The following is a 16,658-nucleotide window of genomic DNA, read 5'->3' as shown; positions in this document are numbered from 1 at the left end:
GCGCGGCCAGGGGCGGGTGCCCGACCGGGAAACGAACGCTGCGGTCAGTCGTCGATCGCCTGGTAGACGGTGGTCCAGAAGTCGTGCCACATCGGCAGCCGCTGGTCGCCCGCGTGCGCCCGCTGCATGAACACCATCGCCGTCAGGTCCTCGGCGGGATCGTTGTACCAGGCGGTGCCATAGAAGCCGGGCCAGCCGTAGCTGCCGACCGAGGGCCCGAGGTGCGTACGGCGGGTGCGGACCGACAATCCGAGACCCCAGCTGATGGCGTCGAAGTACCCCGGCCAGAACCCGGAGTTGGCCTTCTGCTCCGAGGTCAGGTGGTCGCTCGTCATCAGCGTCACCGCCGGCCGGGACAGCACCCGCTCACCGCGATGGGTGCCGCCCGCGAGCAGAGCCGACGCGAAGGCGAGGTAGTCCTGGGCGGTGGACACGAGCCCGCCGCCCCCGGACTCGAACAACCGCGGTCGGCTGAACCGTCCGTCGGGAGCGTCTTCGACAACCGGTGCGCCGTCGGCGGCGTTGTCGCGCTCGTACGCGGTCGCGAACCGGCCGATGCTCTCGCTACCCACGTGGAAGACGGTGTCGGTCATGCCCAGTGGCTTGCAGACCCGCTCCCGGATGGCATCCCCGAAGGACATGCCGGTGGCCCGGGCGATGAGCACACCGGCCACGTTGGCGGCGGTGTCGTACATCCAACGCTCACCCGGCTGGTGGACGAGGGGAAGAGCGCCGAGCTGGCGGATCCACTCGTCCATCGACGGATAAACGAGAGCGTCCAGCGCGTCGGCGATGGGTACCGTTCCCGGCTCGGCGGGGACCATCCCCGTGCCGAGGGTGCCGTCCAGGACGTCCCGCAGCGTTATCGGCCGTGCCGCCGGGACGGTGTCGTCCAGTGGGCCGTGCGGATCGGCGAGCACTGTCATGTCCGCCAGCTCCGGCAGGAGATCGTCGACCGGGTCGTCGAGGCGGAGGGTGCAGTCCTCGACGAGGGTCATCGCGCACACGGCGACGATGGGCTTCGTCATCGAGCCCAGGCGACAGATCGTGTCGGCCGCCATCGGCGTCTGCGACCCCGCCCCCTCGAAGGCGAGGCGACCCGTTGCCTCGATGTGCACCTCACCGTGCCGGGCGAGGACGACCACCGCGCCCGGGACGAAGCCGGACTCGACGTGATGCTCAAGCAACCCCCGAACCCGAGCCAGCCGTTTCGACGAGAAGCCACCAGCAGCCACCCGTTACCTCCTCAGCTCGTCCCGTTCGGCAAATTACCCGCCACGCGGCGATCGCACTGTCCGCCACGAGGTCGGGCGGGAGGGCTGAATCCGACCCGCTCAGTTCAAGGACCTCATCGCCAAGGCCGCGAGGGCCGGACGGCTGAAACTGCGTACGCCTAGAGCGGATCCAGGCGCAGCGTGCCGTTTGCGGAGTAGAAGTACCGGCGTACGTGCGTGGCCCAGTCTTCGATCGTGGGGTCCGCCCCCTGCGACAGCCACTCAGACAGATGCGCGTGCTCGTCGGTGTAGCCGTTGTCCAGGAGCCACTGGAGCGTTTCGCCGGTGCCCGCTCCGAAGATCGCCTGCGCATCGAAGCCGATGCCCAGGTCCATGTCGCCGGTGCGGAACTTCGCCCCGTACAGGCGGGGCGAGTCCGCCGGATCGCCGATCAGGAACAGCAGGAACGCTGCCAGGTAAATCTGCTCGTACTCGTCGTTCTCGCCCGGGTCCGGACCTTCGCGCCACGCTCGTTCGAGGTCGAAGATCTCACGGAGCATCGCGTGCTGGGGAACCGGATCGTCCACGTCAACCATCCGGAGCGCTTCCCGACGCGCGACCGGACTGGAGAGGTCCAACGGCGTGGCCATGGGGGCAGGCTAGTCGGCGTGCGGCTCATCAGTGTGAGCTGCGGTGGCGCGCTCCCAGGAGAAAGGGACGACCCCCGTCGGGGGGAAAGTGACCTGACGTAGCAGCGAGTGTGATCAAGCGCCGTGCCGCGTGGTCAGATGTACCGGCCGTGTTGTCGAGCATGGTCGAGAGTCGCCGCGCGGTACGGCGTTCGCTGACGATCCGCTGACTTCCGGATGACGCGCTGCGGGCTCCCGAGGACGGCCGGAGGCCGCCCGCAGGGCAGTTCGCAGCGCGAACGCGGGAACTTGAACCCCTAAGCCCTCGTTCTTGGCCCCGGCTGCAAAAATCGGCGGGTGCCCGCAAACGACTCGTCTAGCTCGCGCTCGTGGTGGGAGTCGGCGCCGATCCGAGCGCTGGAGGCAGTTGGCATCCTCGCCGCGATTGCCACCGGCGTCGGCAGCCTCGCTCTGTCTGTCGCGACGTTCCGGGACCAGCAACAGCGCGAGCAGGACCAGCAACAGCGCGAGCGGTCAGAGATTGCAAGCTCAGTCGTCCTGGTGCCGGGTGACGACAAGGTGCTGCTTCAGAACTACGGCAGGCTCCCGGTCTTCAACGTAGGCATCAAGGTTGGCGAGGAAAAAGGGGTCATGCTAGGTGTCCTGCCACCTTGCTACGCCTTCGACGTGACGCCATACGGAGAGTTCCGGGAGATCAAGGACCGGGACGGTGACGGCGTCGGAGAGAGCGATATCGCGACAATTATCGAATTCTCTGACCCATCTGGAAGCCGGTGGCACCGCACCGGAGTCTTCGGCAAGTCACAGAACTTCAACCAGTCTCTATCTAAGCCAACGCCGGCCGACTCGTATCTCCCCGTCTCGCTGCCAAGCCCCAACGCTGTACCACGGAGGGCAGATCCGTGCTGACCAGCGTGACGATGCCACCATTGGCCAGGCATGATGTCGGGCCTGGACAGTGACCTGATGGCGGACGACAACCGCGTTGTGATGGCGATCGGCAAGCACGAGCTGCGGCTGGGCGTTGATCCTGGAGGGCACTGGATTGTCTTCTCGACCAACGACGGCCGCCACTGGACCCCAGCGGAGAACATCCGGTCGCTGCTACCACTCTTGGAGCGGCGCCACGAGGACGTCACAACCCTCAGCATCGACCAGGCCTCCGATCCGCCTCCTTGGGATGACCTTGTCCGTTACGCCCTGTCCTGCTGGTCCGACTATTGGGTGGGTCGCGCGCTCGGCTGGCTTGAGGACGGCTACCCAGCCGCCTCGTTCCGGGACACGTTGCAGTCCCTCAAAGAAGCGCCTAAACGTACCGAGGTCATCCGGCTCCGGGCGCTGCGGCTCTGGTGCGGGTAGGCCAAGCCCTGAGCGGGATCGTTGCTGTACCGGTCGCACCGCCAGTTTGAAGTGGCGTCTACTGGGCGAGTTTGAGACAATGACCGAAGATTTACGAGATCAAGTTGCCCACCTGGGTCTACCTGGCTGCGTCCTGCCCGACCTGCGGATTCGACCCCTCGGCACTTCTCACTGTCGATGGTCAAGGGCCGACCTCTTGAGGACTAAATGAGGACTGGTGAACGTCGCCGAGGTTGGTACGGTCGCGCTCGTGCACGCCGTGAATGTGGTCAGCAAGTTCGGTGATGACGGCTACCTTAAGCGGTCGTGGGTCCTGCCGCTGGAAGCGATCGAACCGTTGAGATCCCACGTCCGGATGACCAGCGAGGGCTGGATCGTTGACGAGTGGACGGTCACCGGCGAGATAGCCGCCATCGTTCAGCCGTACGTAGATCAGGTGATCGATGTTGCATCCGACGCATGGTCGGTTGGATCGGAGCAAGCCAACCCGTCGCACATCTGGGCCATCTCTGTCCGCTGATCTCCGCGCCGCGCATGGTCGACAGTTGGCCTTGGGATTAGAAGAAGATCGCGGAAGCCTGGTCGAGTCGCTGCTCCCTGGTCAATCCGCCCGCCGTTGTCGGGTGGCGTCGGCGCTCGCGGGTGGTCTTGGCTGTACGGATGGCTGTACAGCCCACGCGCGTCGGCTGAAGGGATCTCCTCGGTCGGGCAGGCTTGCCCCTGCCCGAGGTTCCCCGGCTGGGTCAAGGCTCGCCGGAGGCGACCGCGAAGCGGCTTGGCCTTGGCGCGGCCGGGGGTTCTCGGGCAGCCGTCTCGGTGCACGGGCGAGGAGATCCCGCCCCCGCTCCCCGCCCCCTGATCTCTGAGGGAGGGCCGGGGTCCGGGGCAGCGCCCCGGGTCGTTCATGCTTGCCGCTAGGTTCTGGTTCTCAGAGCAGAGCGGGTGATGACGTGGGCGACCTGCAAGCCGTCTATCGTGCGATGCTGCGCGACGATATTGCCCCCGCTCTACGCGCCCTCGGCTTCAAGGGATCGGGCTCGCGGTACAGCCTGCCGGACCCGGGGTCCTGGGCGCTGCTCGGGTTCCAGTCCTCGCGGTTCAACACCAGCGAGTCGCTGACATTCACGGTCAACCTCTGCGCCGTGTCACGGCTTGTTTGGGAGTCGCGCAGGCGTGAGCAGAGCCAACTACCGGAAAAGCCTTCGCCGGGCACCTTCTACGGTCATTTCGTCTGGTCCTGCCGCCTGGGCCACCTGATGCCTGAGAACAGGGACGTCTGGTGGGAGCTGGATCAGGATGCTGAGGCCAAGGATGTTGCGAGCGAGGTGGTCGCCGCCATCAGCGCGCATGGCCTTCCAGCACTCCGCGAACGACTTTGATCCGACGGCCTTCAACACGGCCGGCCGGCCCGGCCGATGCCGGCCGGAGGTCGCCAGCAGGCCGGGGCCGGGCCGGCGCGGCCCGCTTGCGGGCCGCCTTGATCGAGGGCTGTTGCACGTCGCCCAGGTGGCCGTGGAGACCCACGGCGGGATCGTGCTGCGGTCGTACCCGAAGAGTCGGGCTGGCGTGCAAGCGGTACCGATTCCGCCGTTCCTTGTCGACGAGCTGCGGCAGCGACGCGGCGCCGCTACACCGGATGGCCGGGCGTTGGTCTTCGCGGACCGGGACGGCGGGCCGCAGCGACGGTCGAACTTCCGTCGGAGGGTGTGGCTGCCGTCGTTGGTGCGGGCCGGGTTGCTCGGCCGGGTAACCGAGGTAGCGCCGGGCCGGTGGCTGGCGGCGTGGCCGGACCGGGACGGCCGGGAGCAGCGGGCGGAGTTTCTGACGGAAGCGGCGGCGGTGGCGCACGCGGCGGCCTCGGCGGTCGGCGGGCTGCGGTTCCACGACCTTCGGCACTCGTACATCACGTGGCTGGTGACGGACGGGGTGCCGGTCAACGTGGTGCAGCGGGTGGTCGGGCACGAGAAGGCGTCGACGACGCTGGACCGGTACACGCACACGCCCGAGGACTACGCCGACCGGGTCCGGCTGACGTTCGCTGACGATTCGCTGACTTTCCGCCCGTCGCCTCGACCGGCCGACCCGGGAGGTGTGCCTTTACCTGGCCGGAAGCGCTCCCGGGAAAGGGACGACCCCCGTCGGGGGGAGACGGGGGTCGTCGGAGGTTCGGCTCCGGGGGGGTCGAGCCGAACCACTCAGCGGTCACGGGGGGTGCAACCGCTGAGGGTCTGCCTGTTTCGAGGATGTGAAAGCTCGTCGTACGGACAAGTCTGCCTGAGCGGGCCCGTCACGTCGAGTGGTGCCGACTCCACTCAGTGCGAAAATCTCCTCGCAGAGTGTGAGCGTGATCACGCGGAGCGGAGATGGTGCTGCCAGCCCGCAGGTCTGAGGGGTGGCATGACCCCGGGCACCCGCCGACGATAGACCATCCGGCTAGACTTTCGCGCCGTGGGCCGAAGTGCCGCTTTCTTCGATCTGGACAAGACCGTCATCGCCAAGTCGAGCGCCCTGGCGTTCGGTCGGCCGTTCTACCGGGACGGGCTGATCACTCGGCGTGACGTGGTCAAGTCGGCGTACGCGCAGCTGATGTTCCGGCTGGGCGGCACCGACGAGCAGACCATGGCCCGAACACGGGACTACCTGGCTGCGCTCTGCAAGGGCTGGCAGGTGGAGCAGGTCCGCCAGATCGTCGCGGAGACGCTGCACGAGCTGATCAACCCTTATGTGTACGCCGAAGCCGCCGCTCTGATCGAGGAGCACCAGGCGGCGGGGCGGGACGTGGTGCTGGTGTCGGCCTCCGGCGAGGAGATGGTCCGGCCGATCGGCGAGCTGCTCGGAGTGACCGACGTGATCGCCACCCGGATGACGGTGCGCGACGGCCGGTACAGCGGCGAGGTCGAGTTCTACGCGGCGGGCCCGAGCAAGGTGGAGGCGGTCAGCGAGTTGGCCGCCGTCCGGGGTTACGACCTGGCTGATTCGTACGCCTATTCCGACTCGTACAGCGATCGTCCGCTCCTGGAGTGCGTGGGCCACCCGAGCGTGGTCAACCCGGACCGGCAGCTGCGCAAGTTGGCGTCGGAGAACGCGTGGCCGGTGCTGGAGTTCCGGCACCCGATCCCGCTGGGCCGGCGCTGGCGGGAACGGCCTGCGGTTCCGGTGGCCGCGGCGGCCCTGGGGGTCGGGGTGGGTGTGGCCATCGGCATCGCCTGGTACGGGCGGCACCGTCGCACCCGGGCCGCCACCACCGCCTGACCGTTCCTCGCCCACCTGCCCAGGCCTTCAGGTCGCGGGACGGGCCGTTCGGGGGCGCCGGGACTGATCAGGCGGCGGCGAGGATCTCGTCTCCGATGGTGGTGAGCTGGTCGGCGCCGACCTCGACGGCCGCCATGTAGTGGCGTAGCCAGGAGCGCAGCCCGTCGGGGGTGCCGGTGGCGAAGGCACCGGCCGCGCCGACGTACTCCGGTTCCCGCTCGCGGTGCCCGACGTCGACGGCGAGCAGGCCACGCGGGTCGAGGCCGGTGGCGAGCAGCACCAGCCGGGCGGCTCCGCGCGCCACGACGCCGGACGGCCCGGCGAACGGGCGCAGGTTCAGCAGCTCCCCGTGGACGACGGCGGCGAGCACCAACGGGGAGACCTTCGTGCCACCGGCGATGAGGCCGGCGAGCCCGTCCAGCCGGGTGGCGACGACGGGGTCGGCCACCGGGCGGCCCAGTTCGGCTTCCGGCACCAGGTCCCGGGCGGCGAGCACGTGCAGCTTCGCGAGTGCCTGGCGGGGCGCCTTCGGCCACAGCTCGCTCAGGCCCGGCAACGCCCCGGCGACGCGCAGCGCCCCTTGCAGCACCGGGTCGGTGACGGTGCCGGCCCGGACGGCTTCGCGCTCGTGTCCGGCCCCCTCCAGGGCGGCGCTGGCCACCGCGGAGCGCAGGCTGACCTCGGCGGCGACCTGTCCGCCGTGCCGGCGCAGCGCCCGGTGCCCGAGCGCCTGGTCGAACCGTTCGCGGGCCTGCTCGACGGCGGCGGCGACGTCGGCGAGCGCGAGCAACGGGGCGAGCGGGTCGGTGGTCACCCCGCCACGCTAACGACCCGACCCGACCCGGCGGGCCGCACCCACCCGCAACGCGACCCGGACCACCCGAGCCGCCCCGACCCGACCCGATCCGGCACGCCGCGGTCACGGCCCGGCGCGGTCACGGCCCGGCGCGGCACGGGCCGGCGCGGCACGAACCGGCGCGGCACGGCCCCGACGCACGGCCCGGCGCGGGCACGGCAAGGCGCGGCGCAAGGTCAACACGGGTTTCTTGAAGTCGGGGCGTCCACCTCAGCAGAACACCGCAACTTCAAGGAACCCGTGTCGATCAAGGCGCCCCGCGCAGACGACCCGGGCGGGGACCGGCCAGCACGGGCCGTCGGGCGCGCGGCGGGGGCCACTCGGCGCGACGGAGTGGGCAGCCGTGGCCGGCCGAGGGCCCCGCGACTACCCTCGTGCCATCGAGACCCAGGTCACCCCGAGGATGAGGAGTCACGGCATGAGCGAGGCATTGGCCAATCTGCTGAACGAGACGCGCCAGTTCCCCCCGCCGGCCGAACTCGCCGCGCACGCCAACGTCACCGTCGACGCGTATGCCGAGGCCGAGGCCGACCGGCTGGCCTTCTGGGCGAAGCAGGCCGACCGGCTGGCCTGGTCGAAGAAGTGGGATGAGGTGCTCGACTGGTCGAATCCGCCGTTCGCGAAGTGGTTCGTGGGTGGGCAGCTCAACGTCGCGTACAACTGCCTGGACCGGCACGTCGAGGCGGGCCTGGGCGACAAGGTGGCGATCCACTGGGAGGGCGAGCCGGGCGACACCCGCACCATCACGTACGCGGACCTGCACGCGCTGACCTGCCGGGCGGCGAACGCGCTCACCGACCTGGGGGTGACCGCCGGCGACCGGGTGGCGATCTACCTGCCGATGATCCCGGAGGCGGCGGTGGCCATGCTGGCCTGCGCCCGGATCGGCGCCGCGCACAGCGTGGTCTTCGGTGGTTTCTCCGCCGACTCGTTGAGCAACCGGATCCAGGACGCCAGCGCCAAGGTGGTGATCACCGCCGATGGTGGTTACCGGCGGGGCAAGCCGTCGGCGTTGAAGCCCACCGTGGACGAGGCGGTGGCGAACTCCCCGTCGGTGGAGCACGTGCTCGTGGTTCGCCGCACCGGCGAGGACGTGGCGTGGTCGGAGAAGGACCACTGGTGGCACGAGACGGTGGAGACCGCCTCGGCCGAGCACACCGCGCAGCCGTTCGACGCCGAGCACCCGCTGTTCATCCTGTACACCAGCGGCACCACGGCCCGCCCGAAGGGCATCCTGCACACCACCGGCGGCTACCTCACCCAGGCGTCGTACACGACGCACGCGGTGTTCGACCTGAAGCCGGAGACCGACGTCTACTGGTGCACCGCCGACATCGGCTGGGTCACCGGGCACTCCTACATCGTGTACGGCCCGCTCTCCAACGGCGCCACCCAGGTGATGTACGAGGGCACCCCGGACACGCCGCACAAGGGCCGGTTCTGGGAGATCGTCGACAAGTACGGGGTGAGCATCCTGTACACCGCGCCCACCCTGATCCGGACGATGATGAAGTGGGGCGACGACATCCCGGCCGGCTTCGACCTGTCCTCGCTGCGCCTGCTGGGCAGCGTCGGCGAGCCGATCAACCCGGAGGCGTGGATGTGGTACCGCCAGCACGTCGGCCGGGGCGAGCTGCCGGTCGTGGACACCTGGTGGCAGACCGAGACGGGCTCCATCATGATCTCGCCGTTGCCGGGGGTCACCGCGGCCAAGCCGGGTTCGGCGATGACGCCGCTGCCGGGCATCGTGGCCGACGTGGTGGACGACCAGGGCCAGTCGGTGCCGAACGGTGGTGGCGGCTACCTGGTGCTGCGTGAGCCGTGGCCGTCGATGCTGCGCACCATCTGGGGTGACGACGACCGGTTCATCGACACGTACTGGTCGCGTTTCCAGGGGATGTACTTCGCCGGCGACGGCGCGAAGAAGGACGACGACGGGCACATCTGGCTGCTCGGCCGGGTGGACGACGTGATGTTGGTGTCCGGGCACAACATCTCGACGACCGAGGTGGAGTCGGCGTTGGTGTCGCACCCGTCGGTGGCCGAGGCCGCGGTCGTGGGCGCCACCGACCCGACCACCGGTCAGGCGATCGTCGCGTTCGCCATTCCGCGGGGCAGCACTGACATCAGTGGTGACGCGGGCGAGCAGCTCATCGCCGACCTGCGCAACCATGTGTCGAAGACGCTCGGCCCGATCGCCAAGCCGCGCCAGATCATGCTGGTGCCGGAGCTGCCGAAGACCCGCTCCGGCAAGATCATGCGTCGGTTGCTGCGGGACGTGGCGGAGAACCGGTCGCTCGGCGACGTGACCACGTTGCAGGACTCCTCGGTGATGGACCTGATCTCTTCGGGGATGGGCGGCGCGAAGTCCGACGAGGACTGAAGGTAGGCGTACCCCAACGGTGGGTGGCGGTCCGGACGGGCCGTCACCCACCGTCGTCTTTTGTGGAGGCACGTCCGTCGCACATATGTGATACGGGAGTTAAACAGATAACGCATCGATCACGATCCCGCCGTACGGGTTGTTTGTCATTTAGTTTCACGCTCGTCGGGCGGCCCCGATGAGCCCACGCCACCGGATCCGGCCGACGTCCTCTGCCCGAGAAACGGAGTGGCATGAACAGAAACTCCCGTCCGGGGTCGCGCCGACGACTACTCGTCGCGCTACCCGTCATCGCCCTCGCGGCCACGTCACTGACCGTGAGTGGCAGCGCGGCCGCCAAGCCTTCGTCCGACACCCCGCGGGCGGTGATCGGGGCGGACGAGTACTACATCAACTACGCCGAGCCCGAGGTGCAGCCGGACACCGCCGGCCGTGAGGTGAAGGGCAAGGGTGGCGTCTACACCCCTGCCGTGGAGTCCGCGCGCGAGTTCGACCAGAAGCACGCCCGGGGCAACCCGGTGACGGCGCGGCAGCTGGCCAAGGACGAGGCCAAGTCGCTGAAGACGGGCCAGAACCCGCGCAAGTTCAAGAAGGCGCCGACCACCCAGACGGCGAAGTTGCTGACGCTGCTTGTCGAGTTCAACGACAAGGCCAACGACGACTTCACCGATGTGATGGTCCCCAAGACGGTGTTCGAGGACCGCACCTGCGTGCCCGGCACGGTCCAGAACGGCCCGAAGCACAACAAGATCCCGGACCCGGCGCGCCTGCCCCACGAGGACAACAACTCGATGTGGGTGCCGGACTTCTCGCCGCAGCACTACAACAAGATGCTGTACAGCAAGAAGGGCATCACCGAGCGGGTCCGCACGGACCTGAAGGGCCCGGACGGCAAGAAGGGCATCGACCTGTCCGGTCGCACCATGCACAACATGTACCTGGAGATGTCCAAGAACGCGTACACGGTGGACGGGCAGGCCAGCCCGTGGATCACCGTGCCGCACTCGGAGGGCTGGTACGCGGCCAACCGCTGCTTCCAGGACGAGACCGGCGCCTGGGTTCCCGGCCGTGAGCAGTCGATGAACGGCCACCCGGACAACCCGGCCGGCGCGGGCCGCCTGGCGACCGACGCGATCGACGCGCTCGTCGCGAAGGACCCGAACTTCCCGTGGGCCGACTACGACATCGAGGACCAGGCTGACCGCGACGGTGACGGCAACGTCTTCGAGCCGGACGGCGTGATCGACCACCTCGTGCTGGTGCACGCCGGTCAGGGCAAGTCCCGTGGTGGCGGCGCCGAGGGCGTGTACGCCGTGTGGGCGCACTCCTCCACGGTCGCCGGTGGCTACACCATCCCGGGCACCAACATCAAGGCGTCGAACTACATCGTGCAGCCGGAGGACGCCGGTGTCGGCGTCTTCGCTCACGAGTTCGGCCACGACCTGGGCCTGCCGGACCTCTACGACACGTCCGGCAACGCCGACTCCGACGTGGACTTCTGGGACCTGATGGCCTCGGGCTCGCACTCGGGTGAGATCTTCCAGGCGCTGCCGACGCACATGGGCATCTGGGACAAGTGGGTGCTCGGTTGGGCCGACCCGCTGACCATCCGCCCCGGGTCGAACCCGCGCGAGGTGAAGCTCGGCCAGACCTCACGCACCCCGATCGACTCCGAGGACGGCATCAAGGTCGACCTGCCGGACAAGGTGACGACGCTGGCGACCCCGCACAGCGGCACCAAGATGTGGCACAGCAACAACGACCAGGAGTGGGCCGACGTCAAGCTCAGCCGCTCGGTCGACGTGCCGGCGGCCGCCGACTCGAAGTTCTGGATGTGGAACAACTACATCATCGAGGAGGACTGGGACTACGGCTTCGTCGAGCTCTCCACCGACGGCGGCACGACCTGGACCGAGCAGAAGGTGTACGACGAGGGTGGCACTGTTGTCACCACGCCGGACGGTTACCCGGACCCGAACGGCCGGATGAACGACTTCGGCGGCAAGAAGTACGGCCTGACCGGCAGCACCGACGGCTGGCGGCACGACTACGTCGACCTGTCGGCGTACGCGGGCACGACAGTGCAGCTGCGGCTGCGCCTCGCCACCGACGAGGCCTTCGAGGAGCGCAACTGGTTCGTCGACGACTTCTCGGTCACCGGCGGCGGCGCCACCACCTGGAGTGACGACGTCGAGGGCGGCGACAACGGCTGGACCGCCACCGGCGGCACCTTCGTCGACACCACCGGCGCGGGCTGGAAGGTCTCCAGCGGCACCGAGGTCCACGCCCAGTACTACCTGGCGGAGTGGCGCAACTTCGACGGCTTCGACAAGGGCCTGCAGTACACCTACGACACCATCTACTCCCACGAGGCGTGGAAGGTCGACCGGATCAAGTACAACGCGCCGGGCATGCTGGTCTGGTACCGGGACACCGCGCTCGGCGACGTCAACCACGTCACCGGGCAGATGACCGCGCTGCCCAGCTACGGCGCGAAGGGCGGCCTGCTCATCGTCGACTCGCACTTCGACCCGTACCGGCGTACGGGTGAGGCGGCGGAGAAGGACCCGTCGGTGACGGACAACCTGCCCAGCCGTCCGCAGTCGTCGAACGCGGCCTTCTCGTTGCAGCGGACCTACCCGTTCACCGAGTGCCTGGAGGCGGCGGACGAGCCGTACAGCTCGTACTGCACGAAGTTCAAGGGCCAGGCGCCGGTCAAGGCGTTCACCGACGCCAAGGGCTGGTACCCGGGCATCGAGATGCGCGATGGCGCGGCGTACGCCCGGGACAACGACGCGTCGGTGGTCCTGCCGTCGCGTGACAACGCGCCGTACACCACCCGGGTCACCAACCCGGACGGCAGCCCGGCGCCGGAGTTCTACGGCGTGACCCTGGGCGGTGGCGCGATCGTGCTCGGCACCGGCAACCCCGGTGACCAGGGTGTGAACTACGGCGTCTCGCTCACCATCAAGAAGGCGGCCGCGGACAACTCGTCCGCCACGATCTACGTGACGCCGGCCAAGAAGTAACGGTTTCGCAGATCGACAACTGTAACGGTGGGGCCGGTGGCGGAGACGCTGCCGGCCCCACTGTCGTAAGTGCGATCAAACTGATCGAGGGATGTCGTTGTATACGTTCGCGTCTGGGTCTGCGCTGCTCAGCGCGGCTGATGAACCGGTGGGGTGTGACGGTGAAAAGCATTCCCAACAAAATCTTGCAACAAATCGACGCGTTCGTCTTCCCACCCGTCCCGCCAGTGTCTAAGTTCACCATTGGTCCCACTAGTGGGATCGATCTCCCACCGGCCCGTACCCCCGTTGGGCCGGTTCCCTCACACCGGAGGTACCACGTGCGCAAAGTCGCAGTGGGTCTGCTCGGGCTCTCACTGACGGCGACAGGCCTGGCTTTCGGCCCGTCCGCCTCGGCGGCGCCTCAGCCCAAACTGCCGGCCGCGGCACCGGCCGCTGCCGAACCACAGGCACTGAAGGATGAGCTCCCCGACAAGCTCGAGGACAAGCGCCGCGAGCTGCGTGAGCAGGGCCTCGCCGACGTGCTGAGCGGGCGCAGCAAGCCGATCGAGCGCAACGGCAGCACTGTCGTCAAGGTCGGCCAGGTCGGCAAGACGGGCACCAACGCCAAGGCGCGCTCCGCCGCCGGCGGCGGCCAGGAGACCAGGGATCAGTACGTCGAGCTCAAGCGTGAGCGGACCGACAAGATCTTCGTGATCCTGGCCGAGTTCGGCGACGAGCGCCACCCGTCCTACCCGGACAAGGACATGAACCCGGACATCGCCGGACCGGCGACGTTCGACGGTCCGTTGCACAACAAGATCCCCGAGCCCAACCGGGCCGTGGACAACTCCACCATCTGGCAGCCGGACTTCAGCCCGGAGCACTTCCGCCAGCTCTACTTCGGCACCAACCCGGGCGACGAGTCGCTCAAGCAGTACTACGAGGCTCAGTCCTCCGGTCGCTACACCGTCGAGGGTGAGGTGACCGACTGGGTCAAGGTCCGGTACAACGAGGCCCGTTACGGTCGCTCCGACGACCCGAAGGCCGACGACGACCCGACCGGCGACCCCGCCGTCTGCGGCGACAACGTCTGCTCGAACACCTGGAACCTGATCCGCGACGCCGCCAACCAGTGGGTCGCCGACCAGAAGGCCAAGGGCCGGACGGACGAGCAGATCGCCGCCGAGATGAAGTCCTTCGACCAGTGGGACCGTTTCGACTACGACGGTGACGGCGACTTCAACGAGTCGGACGGCTACATCGACCACTTCCAGATCGTCCACTCCGGCGGCGACCAGGCCGACGGTGACCCGCAGCAGGGTGAGGACGCGATCTGGAGCCACCGTTGGTCGGCGTTCAACAGCTCGCCCGTGGGCCCGCCGAACTTCCCGATCGGCGGCACCCAGATCGGCAACACCGGCGTCTGGATCCGCGACTACACGATCCAGCCGGAGAACGGCGGCCGCAGCGTCTTCTACCACGAGTACGGCCACGACCTGGGCCTGCCGGACGACTACGGCCCGGCCGACAACAGCAACGAGCACTGGACCCTGATGGCCCAGAGCCGGCTCGGCGCGAAGAACGACGCCGGCATCGGCGACCGTGGCGGCGACCTCGGCGCGTGGAACAAGTTCCAGCTCGGCTGGCTCGACTACGAGGTGGTCGCGGCAGGGCAGAAGCAGACGCTGAAGCTCGGCCCACAGGAATACAACTCGAAGGAAGCACAGGCCGTCGTGGTCGTGCTGCCCAAGAGGGAATACACCTTCAACTACGGTCCGCCGTTCGAGGGCTCCAAGCAGTACTTCTCCGGTAACGAGGACAACCTCGACAGCAAGATGACGAGGACGTTCGACCTCACCGGCAAGTCCGCGGCGGCGCTGTCGCTCAAGGGCAAGTACAGCATCGAAGCGGGTTACGACTACCTCTACTTCGAGGCGTCGACAGACGGCGGTCAGTCCTGGACCGACCTGGACGGCACTGTCAACGGCAAGCCGATCGGCGTGGACGGTGCCGGTCGCCCGGCCCTCGCCGGCAGCAGCAACGGCGCCTGGGCGGACATCAACATCCCGCTGACCTCGGTCGCCGGCAAGTCGGCGCAGGTCCGCCTGCACTACGTCACCGACGGTGGCGTCTCCGAGGGCGGCTTCTTCGGTGACGCGATCACCGTGACCGCCGACGGCCAGACCGTGTTCAGCGACGGCGCCGAGACCGACGCCGGCTGGAACCTGGAGAAGTTCGAGGTGGTCGGGGCGACCTACACCCGACTGTTCGACAACTTCTACATCGCCGGCAACCGGTCGTACGTCTCGTACGACAAGTACCTGAAGACCGGCCCGTACTTCTTCGGCTACGCGAACACCCGCCCGGACTGGGTGGACCACTACGCGTACCAGGAGGGCCTGCTCATCTCGTACTGGAACACCCGCTGGTCGGACAACAACACCGCCCCGGCCTCCCCGACCAACCCGGGTGGTCACCCCGGTGAGGGTCGCAACCTGTACATCGACGCGCACCCGCGCCCGATCTACAACCTGACCGGGGCACCGTGGCGGGCCCGCGTCCAGATGTACGACGCACCGTTCAGCCTGAACAAGGCTGACTCGTTCACCCTGCACCTCAACAGCCAGCCGCAGTACATCCGTGGCCAGGCCGCTGAGCCGCTGTTCGACGACACCAAGAAGTACTTCTACGAGGAGCTGCCGAACCACGGCGTCAAGCTCCCCGCGACCGGTGTCAAGATCAAGGTTCTGGAGCAGGACGGCACCTCGATGAAGATCCGGATCAGCTGACCACTGATCCCGCACCAACCAGCGACGCCCGGGCAGGTCAACTGCCCGGGCGTCGCCCGTTGTACGACACCCGCTGACGACGCGGACCGGCTTCTCCGAGGGACGGTCGAGGCGGCTCCCCTGGCCCCCGGTCCGGGACAACCCGGGGCTTTCCCCTGTTCAACGCGACCACCGGGGCCGCCTGCGGCAACCGGGTCCTAGGCTGTCTGCCATGACCGACCAGCGCGACGGAGCCGTCGACGAGTCCTGTGTCCTCACCGAGGGGCCGTGGACGCACCGTTTCGTCGGTGCCAACGGCAGCCGGTTCCACGTGGTCGAGGCCGGCACCGGGCCGATGGTGCTCTTCCTGCACGGCTTCCCCGAGCACTGGTGGGCCTGGCACCAGATGCTGCCGGCGATCGCCGACGCCGGCTTCCGGGCGGTCGCCGTCGACCTACGCGGCTACGGCGCCAGCGACAAACCACCACGGGGGTACGACGGCTACACCCTCGCCGCCGACATCGCCGGGCTGATCCGCGCGCTCGGTGAACGATCCGCGACCATCGTCGGCAGCGGACTCGGCGGCATGGTGGCCTGGACGGTGGCCTCGTTCCACCCGTCCCTGGTCCGCCGGCTCGTGGTGCTCGCGGCACCGCACCCGTTGCGGCTGCGCGCCGCCATCTTCGCCGACCCACGCGGGCAGTTCACCGCCTCCACGCCGGCGTTGAAGTTCCAGCTACCCCGCTACGAGCACGTGCTGACCCGCGACGGCGCCGCGGCGGTCGGCGAGATCATGCGCCGGTGGGGCGGCCCACAGTGGGTGGCCGGGCCGGACTTCGAGGCGTACGCCGAGCGGTGCCGGGAGGCGATGTGCATCCCGCAGGCCGCGTTCTGCGCGCTGGAGGGTTACCGCTGGGCGTTCCGCTCCCTGCTGCGGCTGCACGGCTACCGGTTCGTCCGCCTGATGCAGAAGCCGCTGTCCACCCCGACCCTGCAACTGCACGGCGCCCTGGACGCCGCCTCCCTGCCCCGGACCGCACTGGGCTCCGGCCGGTACGTCGTCGCCCCGTACGAGTGGCGACTGCTCGACGGGGTGGGGCACTTCCCGCACCTGGAGGCACCGGAGCTGGTGCTCGGTGAGATCCTGCGGTGGGCGAAGACCTGA

Annotated in this window: 13 protein-coding genes; 10 read left to right on the top strand and 3 right to left on the bottom strand. The window is 68.5% G+C overall.

What is annotated here, in order from left to right; translation table 11 throughout:
- Window positions 1-44 precede the first annotated feature (44 nt).
- Both IF22_RS0119995 and IF22_RS0119990 read right to left on the bottom strand, forming a co-directional pair.
- On the bottom strand, window positions 45-1,235 hold the full coding sequence (locus tag IF22_RS0119995) for a serine hydrolase domain-containing protein (RefSeq protein WP_030334201.1): 1,191 nt from the start codon (window positions 1,233-1,235) through the stop codon (window positions 45-47).
- 158 nt (window positions 1,236-1,393) lie between these two features.
- Complete coding sequence (locus IF22_RS0119990) at window positions 1,394-1,864, bottom strand: hypothetical protein (protein WP_030334199.1); 471 nt, start codon at window positions 1,862-1,864, stop codon at window positions 1,394-1,396.
- Window positions 1,865-2,200: 336 nt separating this feature from the next.
- Between IF22_RS0119990 and IF22_RS0119985 the strand changes: the two genes are divergently transcribed.
- The 6 genes from IF22_RS0119985 to IF22_RS0119960 all read left to right on the top strand — a co-directional run bounded on the left by IF22_RS0119985 (window position 2,201) and on the right by IF22_RS0119960 (window position 6,475).
- Window positions 2,201-2,773, top strand: a complete 573-nt coding sequence (locus IF22_RS0119985; RefSeq protein ID WP_030334197.1) for a hypothetical protein — start codon at window positions 2,201-2,203, stop codon at window positions 2,771-2,773.
- 57 nt (window positions 2,774-2,830) lie between these two features.
- On the top strand, window positions 2,831-3,223 hold the full coding sequence (locus IF22_RS0119980) for a hypothetical protein (protein WP_156057692.1): 393 nt from the start codon (window positions 2,831-2,833) through the stop codon (window positions 3,221-3,223).
- A 217-nt stretch (window positions 3,224-3,440) separates the two neighbouring features.
- Complete coding sequence (locus tag IF22_RS0119975) at window positions 3,441-3,743, top strand: hypothetical protein (protein ID WP_030334194.1); 303 nt, start codon at window positions 3,441-3,443, stop codon at window positions 3,741-3,743.
- A 430-nt stretch (window positions 3,744-4,173) separates the two neighbouring features.
- Window positions 4,174-4,602 carry a DUF4304 domain-containing protein gene (locus tag IF22_RS0119970; RefSeq protein WP_030334192.1) on the top strand — a complete coding sequence of 143 codons (429 nt, stop codon included), beginning with the start codon at window positions 4,174-4,176 and terminating at the stop codon, window positions 4,600-4,602.
- Complete coding sequence (locus IF22_RS36180; protein ID WP_342446909.1) at window positions 4,520-5,647, top strand: tyrosine-type recombinase/integrase; 1,128 nt, start codon at window positions 4,520-4,522, stop codon at window positions 5,645-5,647. Before IF22_RS0119970 ends, IF22_RS36180 begins: the two co-directional genes overlap by 83 nt.
- Before the next feature lie 24 nt (window positions 5,648-5,671).
- The gene (locus tag IF22_RS0119960; RefSeq protein ID WP_030334188.1) at window positions 5,672-6,475 is read left to right on the top strand and encodes an HAD family hydrolase; all 804 of its coding nucleotides are present in this window, start codon (window positions 5,672-5,674) and stop codon (window positions 6,473-6,475) included.
- A gap of 67 nt (window positions 6,476-6,542) precedes the next feature.
- Here IF22_RS0119960 and IF22_RS0119955 read toward each other — a convergent pair whose 3' ends face one another.
- Entirely contained in the window at window positions 6,543-7,289 is a 747-nt protein-coding gene (locus IF22_RS0119955) for a Fic family protein (protein WP_030334186.1), read from the bottom strand.
- 460 nt (window positions 7,290-7,749) lie between these two features.
- Between IF22_RS0119955 and acs the strand changes: the two genes are divergently transcribed.
- The 4 genes from acs (at window position 7,750) to IF22_RS0119935 (ending at window position 16,658) form a co-directional block, all read left to right on the top strand.
- On the top strand, window positions 7,750-9,714 hold the full coding sequence (acs, locus tag IF22_RS0119950) for an acetate--CoA ligase (RefSeq protein WP_030334184.1): 1,965 nt from the start codon (window positions 7,750-7,752) through the stop codon (window positions 9,712-9,714).
- Window positions 9,715-9,947: 233 nt separating this feature from the next.
- Window positions 9,948-12,743 carry an immune inhibitor A domain-containing protein gene (locus IF22_RS0119945; protein ID WP_030334182.1) on the top strand — a complete coding sequence of 932 codons (2,796 nt, stop codon included), beginning with the start codon at window positions 9,948-9,950 and terminating at the stop codon, window positions 12,741-12,743.
- 335 nt (window positions 12,744-13,078) lie between these two features.
- A complete protein-coding gene (locus IF22_RS0119940; RefSeq protein ID WP_030334180.1) occupies window positions 13,079-15,514 on the top strand; it encodes an immune inhibitor A domain-containing protein in 2,436 nt (811 codons plus the stop codon).
- Window positions 15,515-15,725: 211 nt separating this feature from the next.
- Window positions 15,726-16,658 (top strand): alpha/beta fold hydrolase, encoded by a 933-nt coding sequence (locus tag IF22_RS0119935; protein ID WP_030334178.1) that lies wholly within the window; start codon window positions 15,726-15,728, stop codon window positions 16,656-16,658.

It is taken from the genome of Micromonospora parva (assembly GCF_000718515.1).
GTDB classification, from domain to species: Bacteria; Actinomycetota; Actinomycetes; order Mycobacteriales; family Micromonosporaceae; genus Micromonospora; species Micromonospora parva.
Note: the sequence above shows the minus strand (reverse complement) of the source record. Positions and strands in the feature narration are given on the sequence as shown.

What these genes read in the sequence shown, in the direction of transcription:
- IF22_RS0119990 (WP_030334199.1), bottom strand. Translation starts at nt 1,864, where the DNA reads ATGGCCACGCCGTTGGACCTCTCCAGTCCGGTCGCGCGTCGGGAAGCG.
- IF22_RS0119980 (WP_156057692.1), top strand. Translation starts at nt 2,831, where the DNA reads ATGGCGGACGACAACCGCGTTGTGATGGCGATCGGCAAGCACGAGCTG.
- IF22_RS36180 (WP_342446909.1), top strand. Translation starts at nt 4,520, where the DNA reads ATGCTGAGGCCAAGGATGTTGCGAGCGAGGTGGTCGCCGCCATCAGCG.
- acs (WP_030334184.1), top strand. Translation starts at nt 7,750, where the DNA reads ATGAGCGAGGCATTGGCCAATCTGCTGAACGAGACGCGCCAGTTCCCC.
- IF22_RS0119945 (WP_030334182.1), top strand. Translation starts at nt 9,948, where the DNA reads ATGAACAGAAACTCCCGTCCGGGGTCGCGCCGACGACTACTCGTCGCG.
- IF22_RS0119935 (WP_030334178.1), top strand. Translation starts at nt 15,726, where the DNA reads ATGACCGACCAGCGCGACGGAGCCGTCGACGAGTCCTGTGTCCTCACC.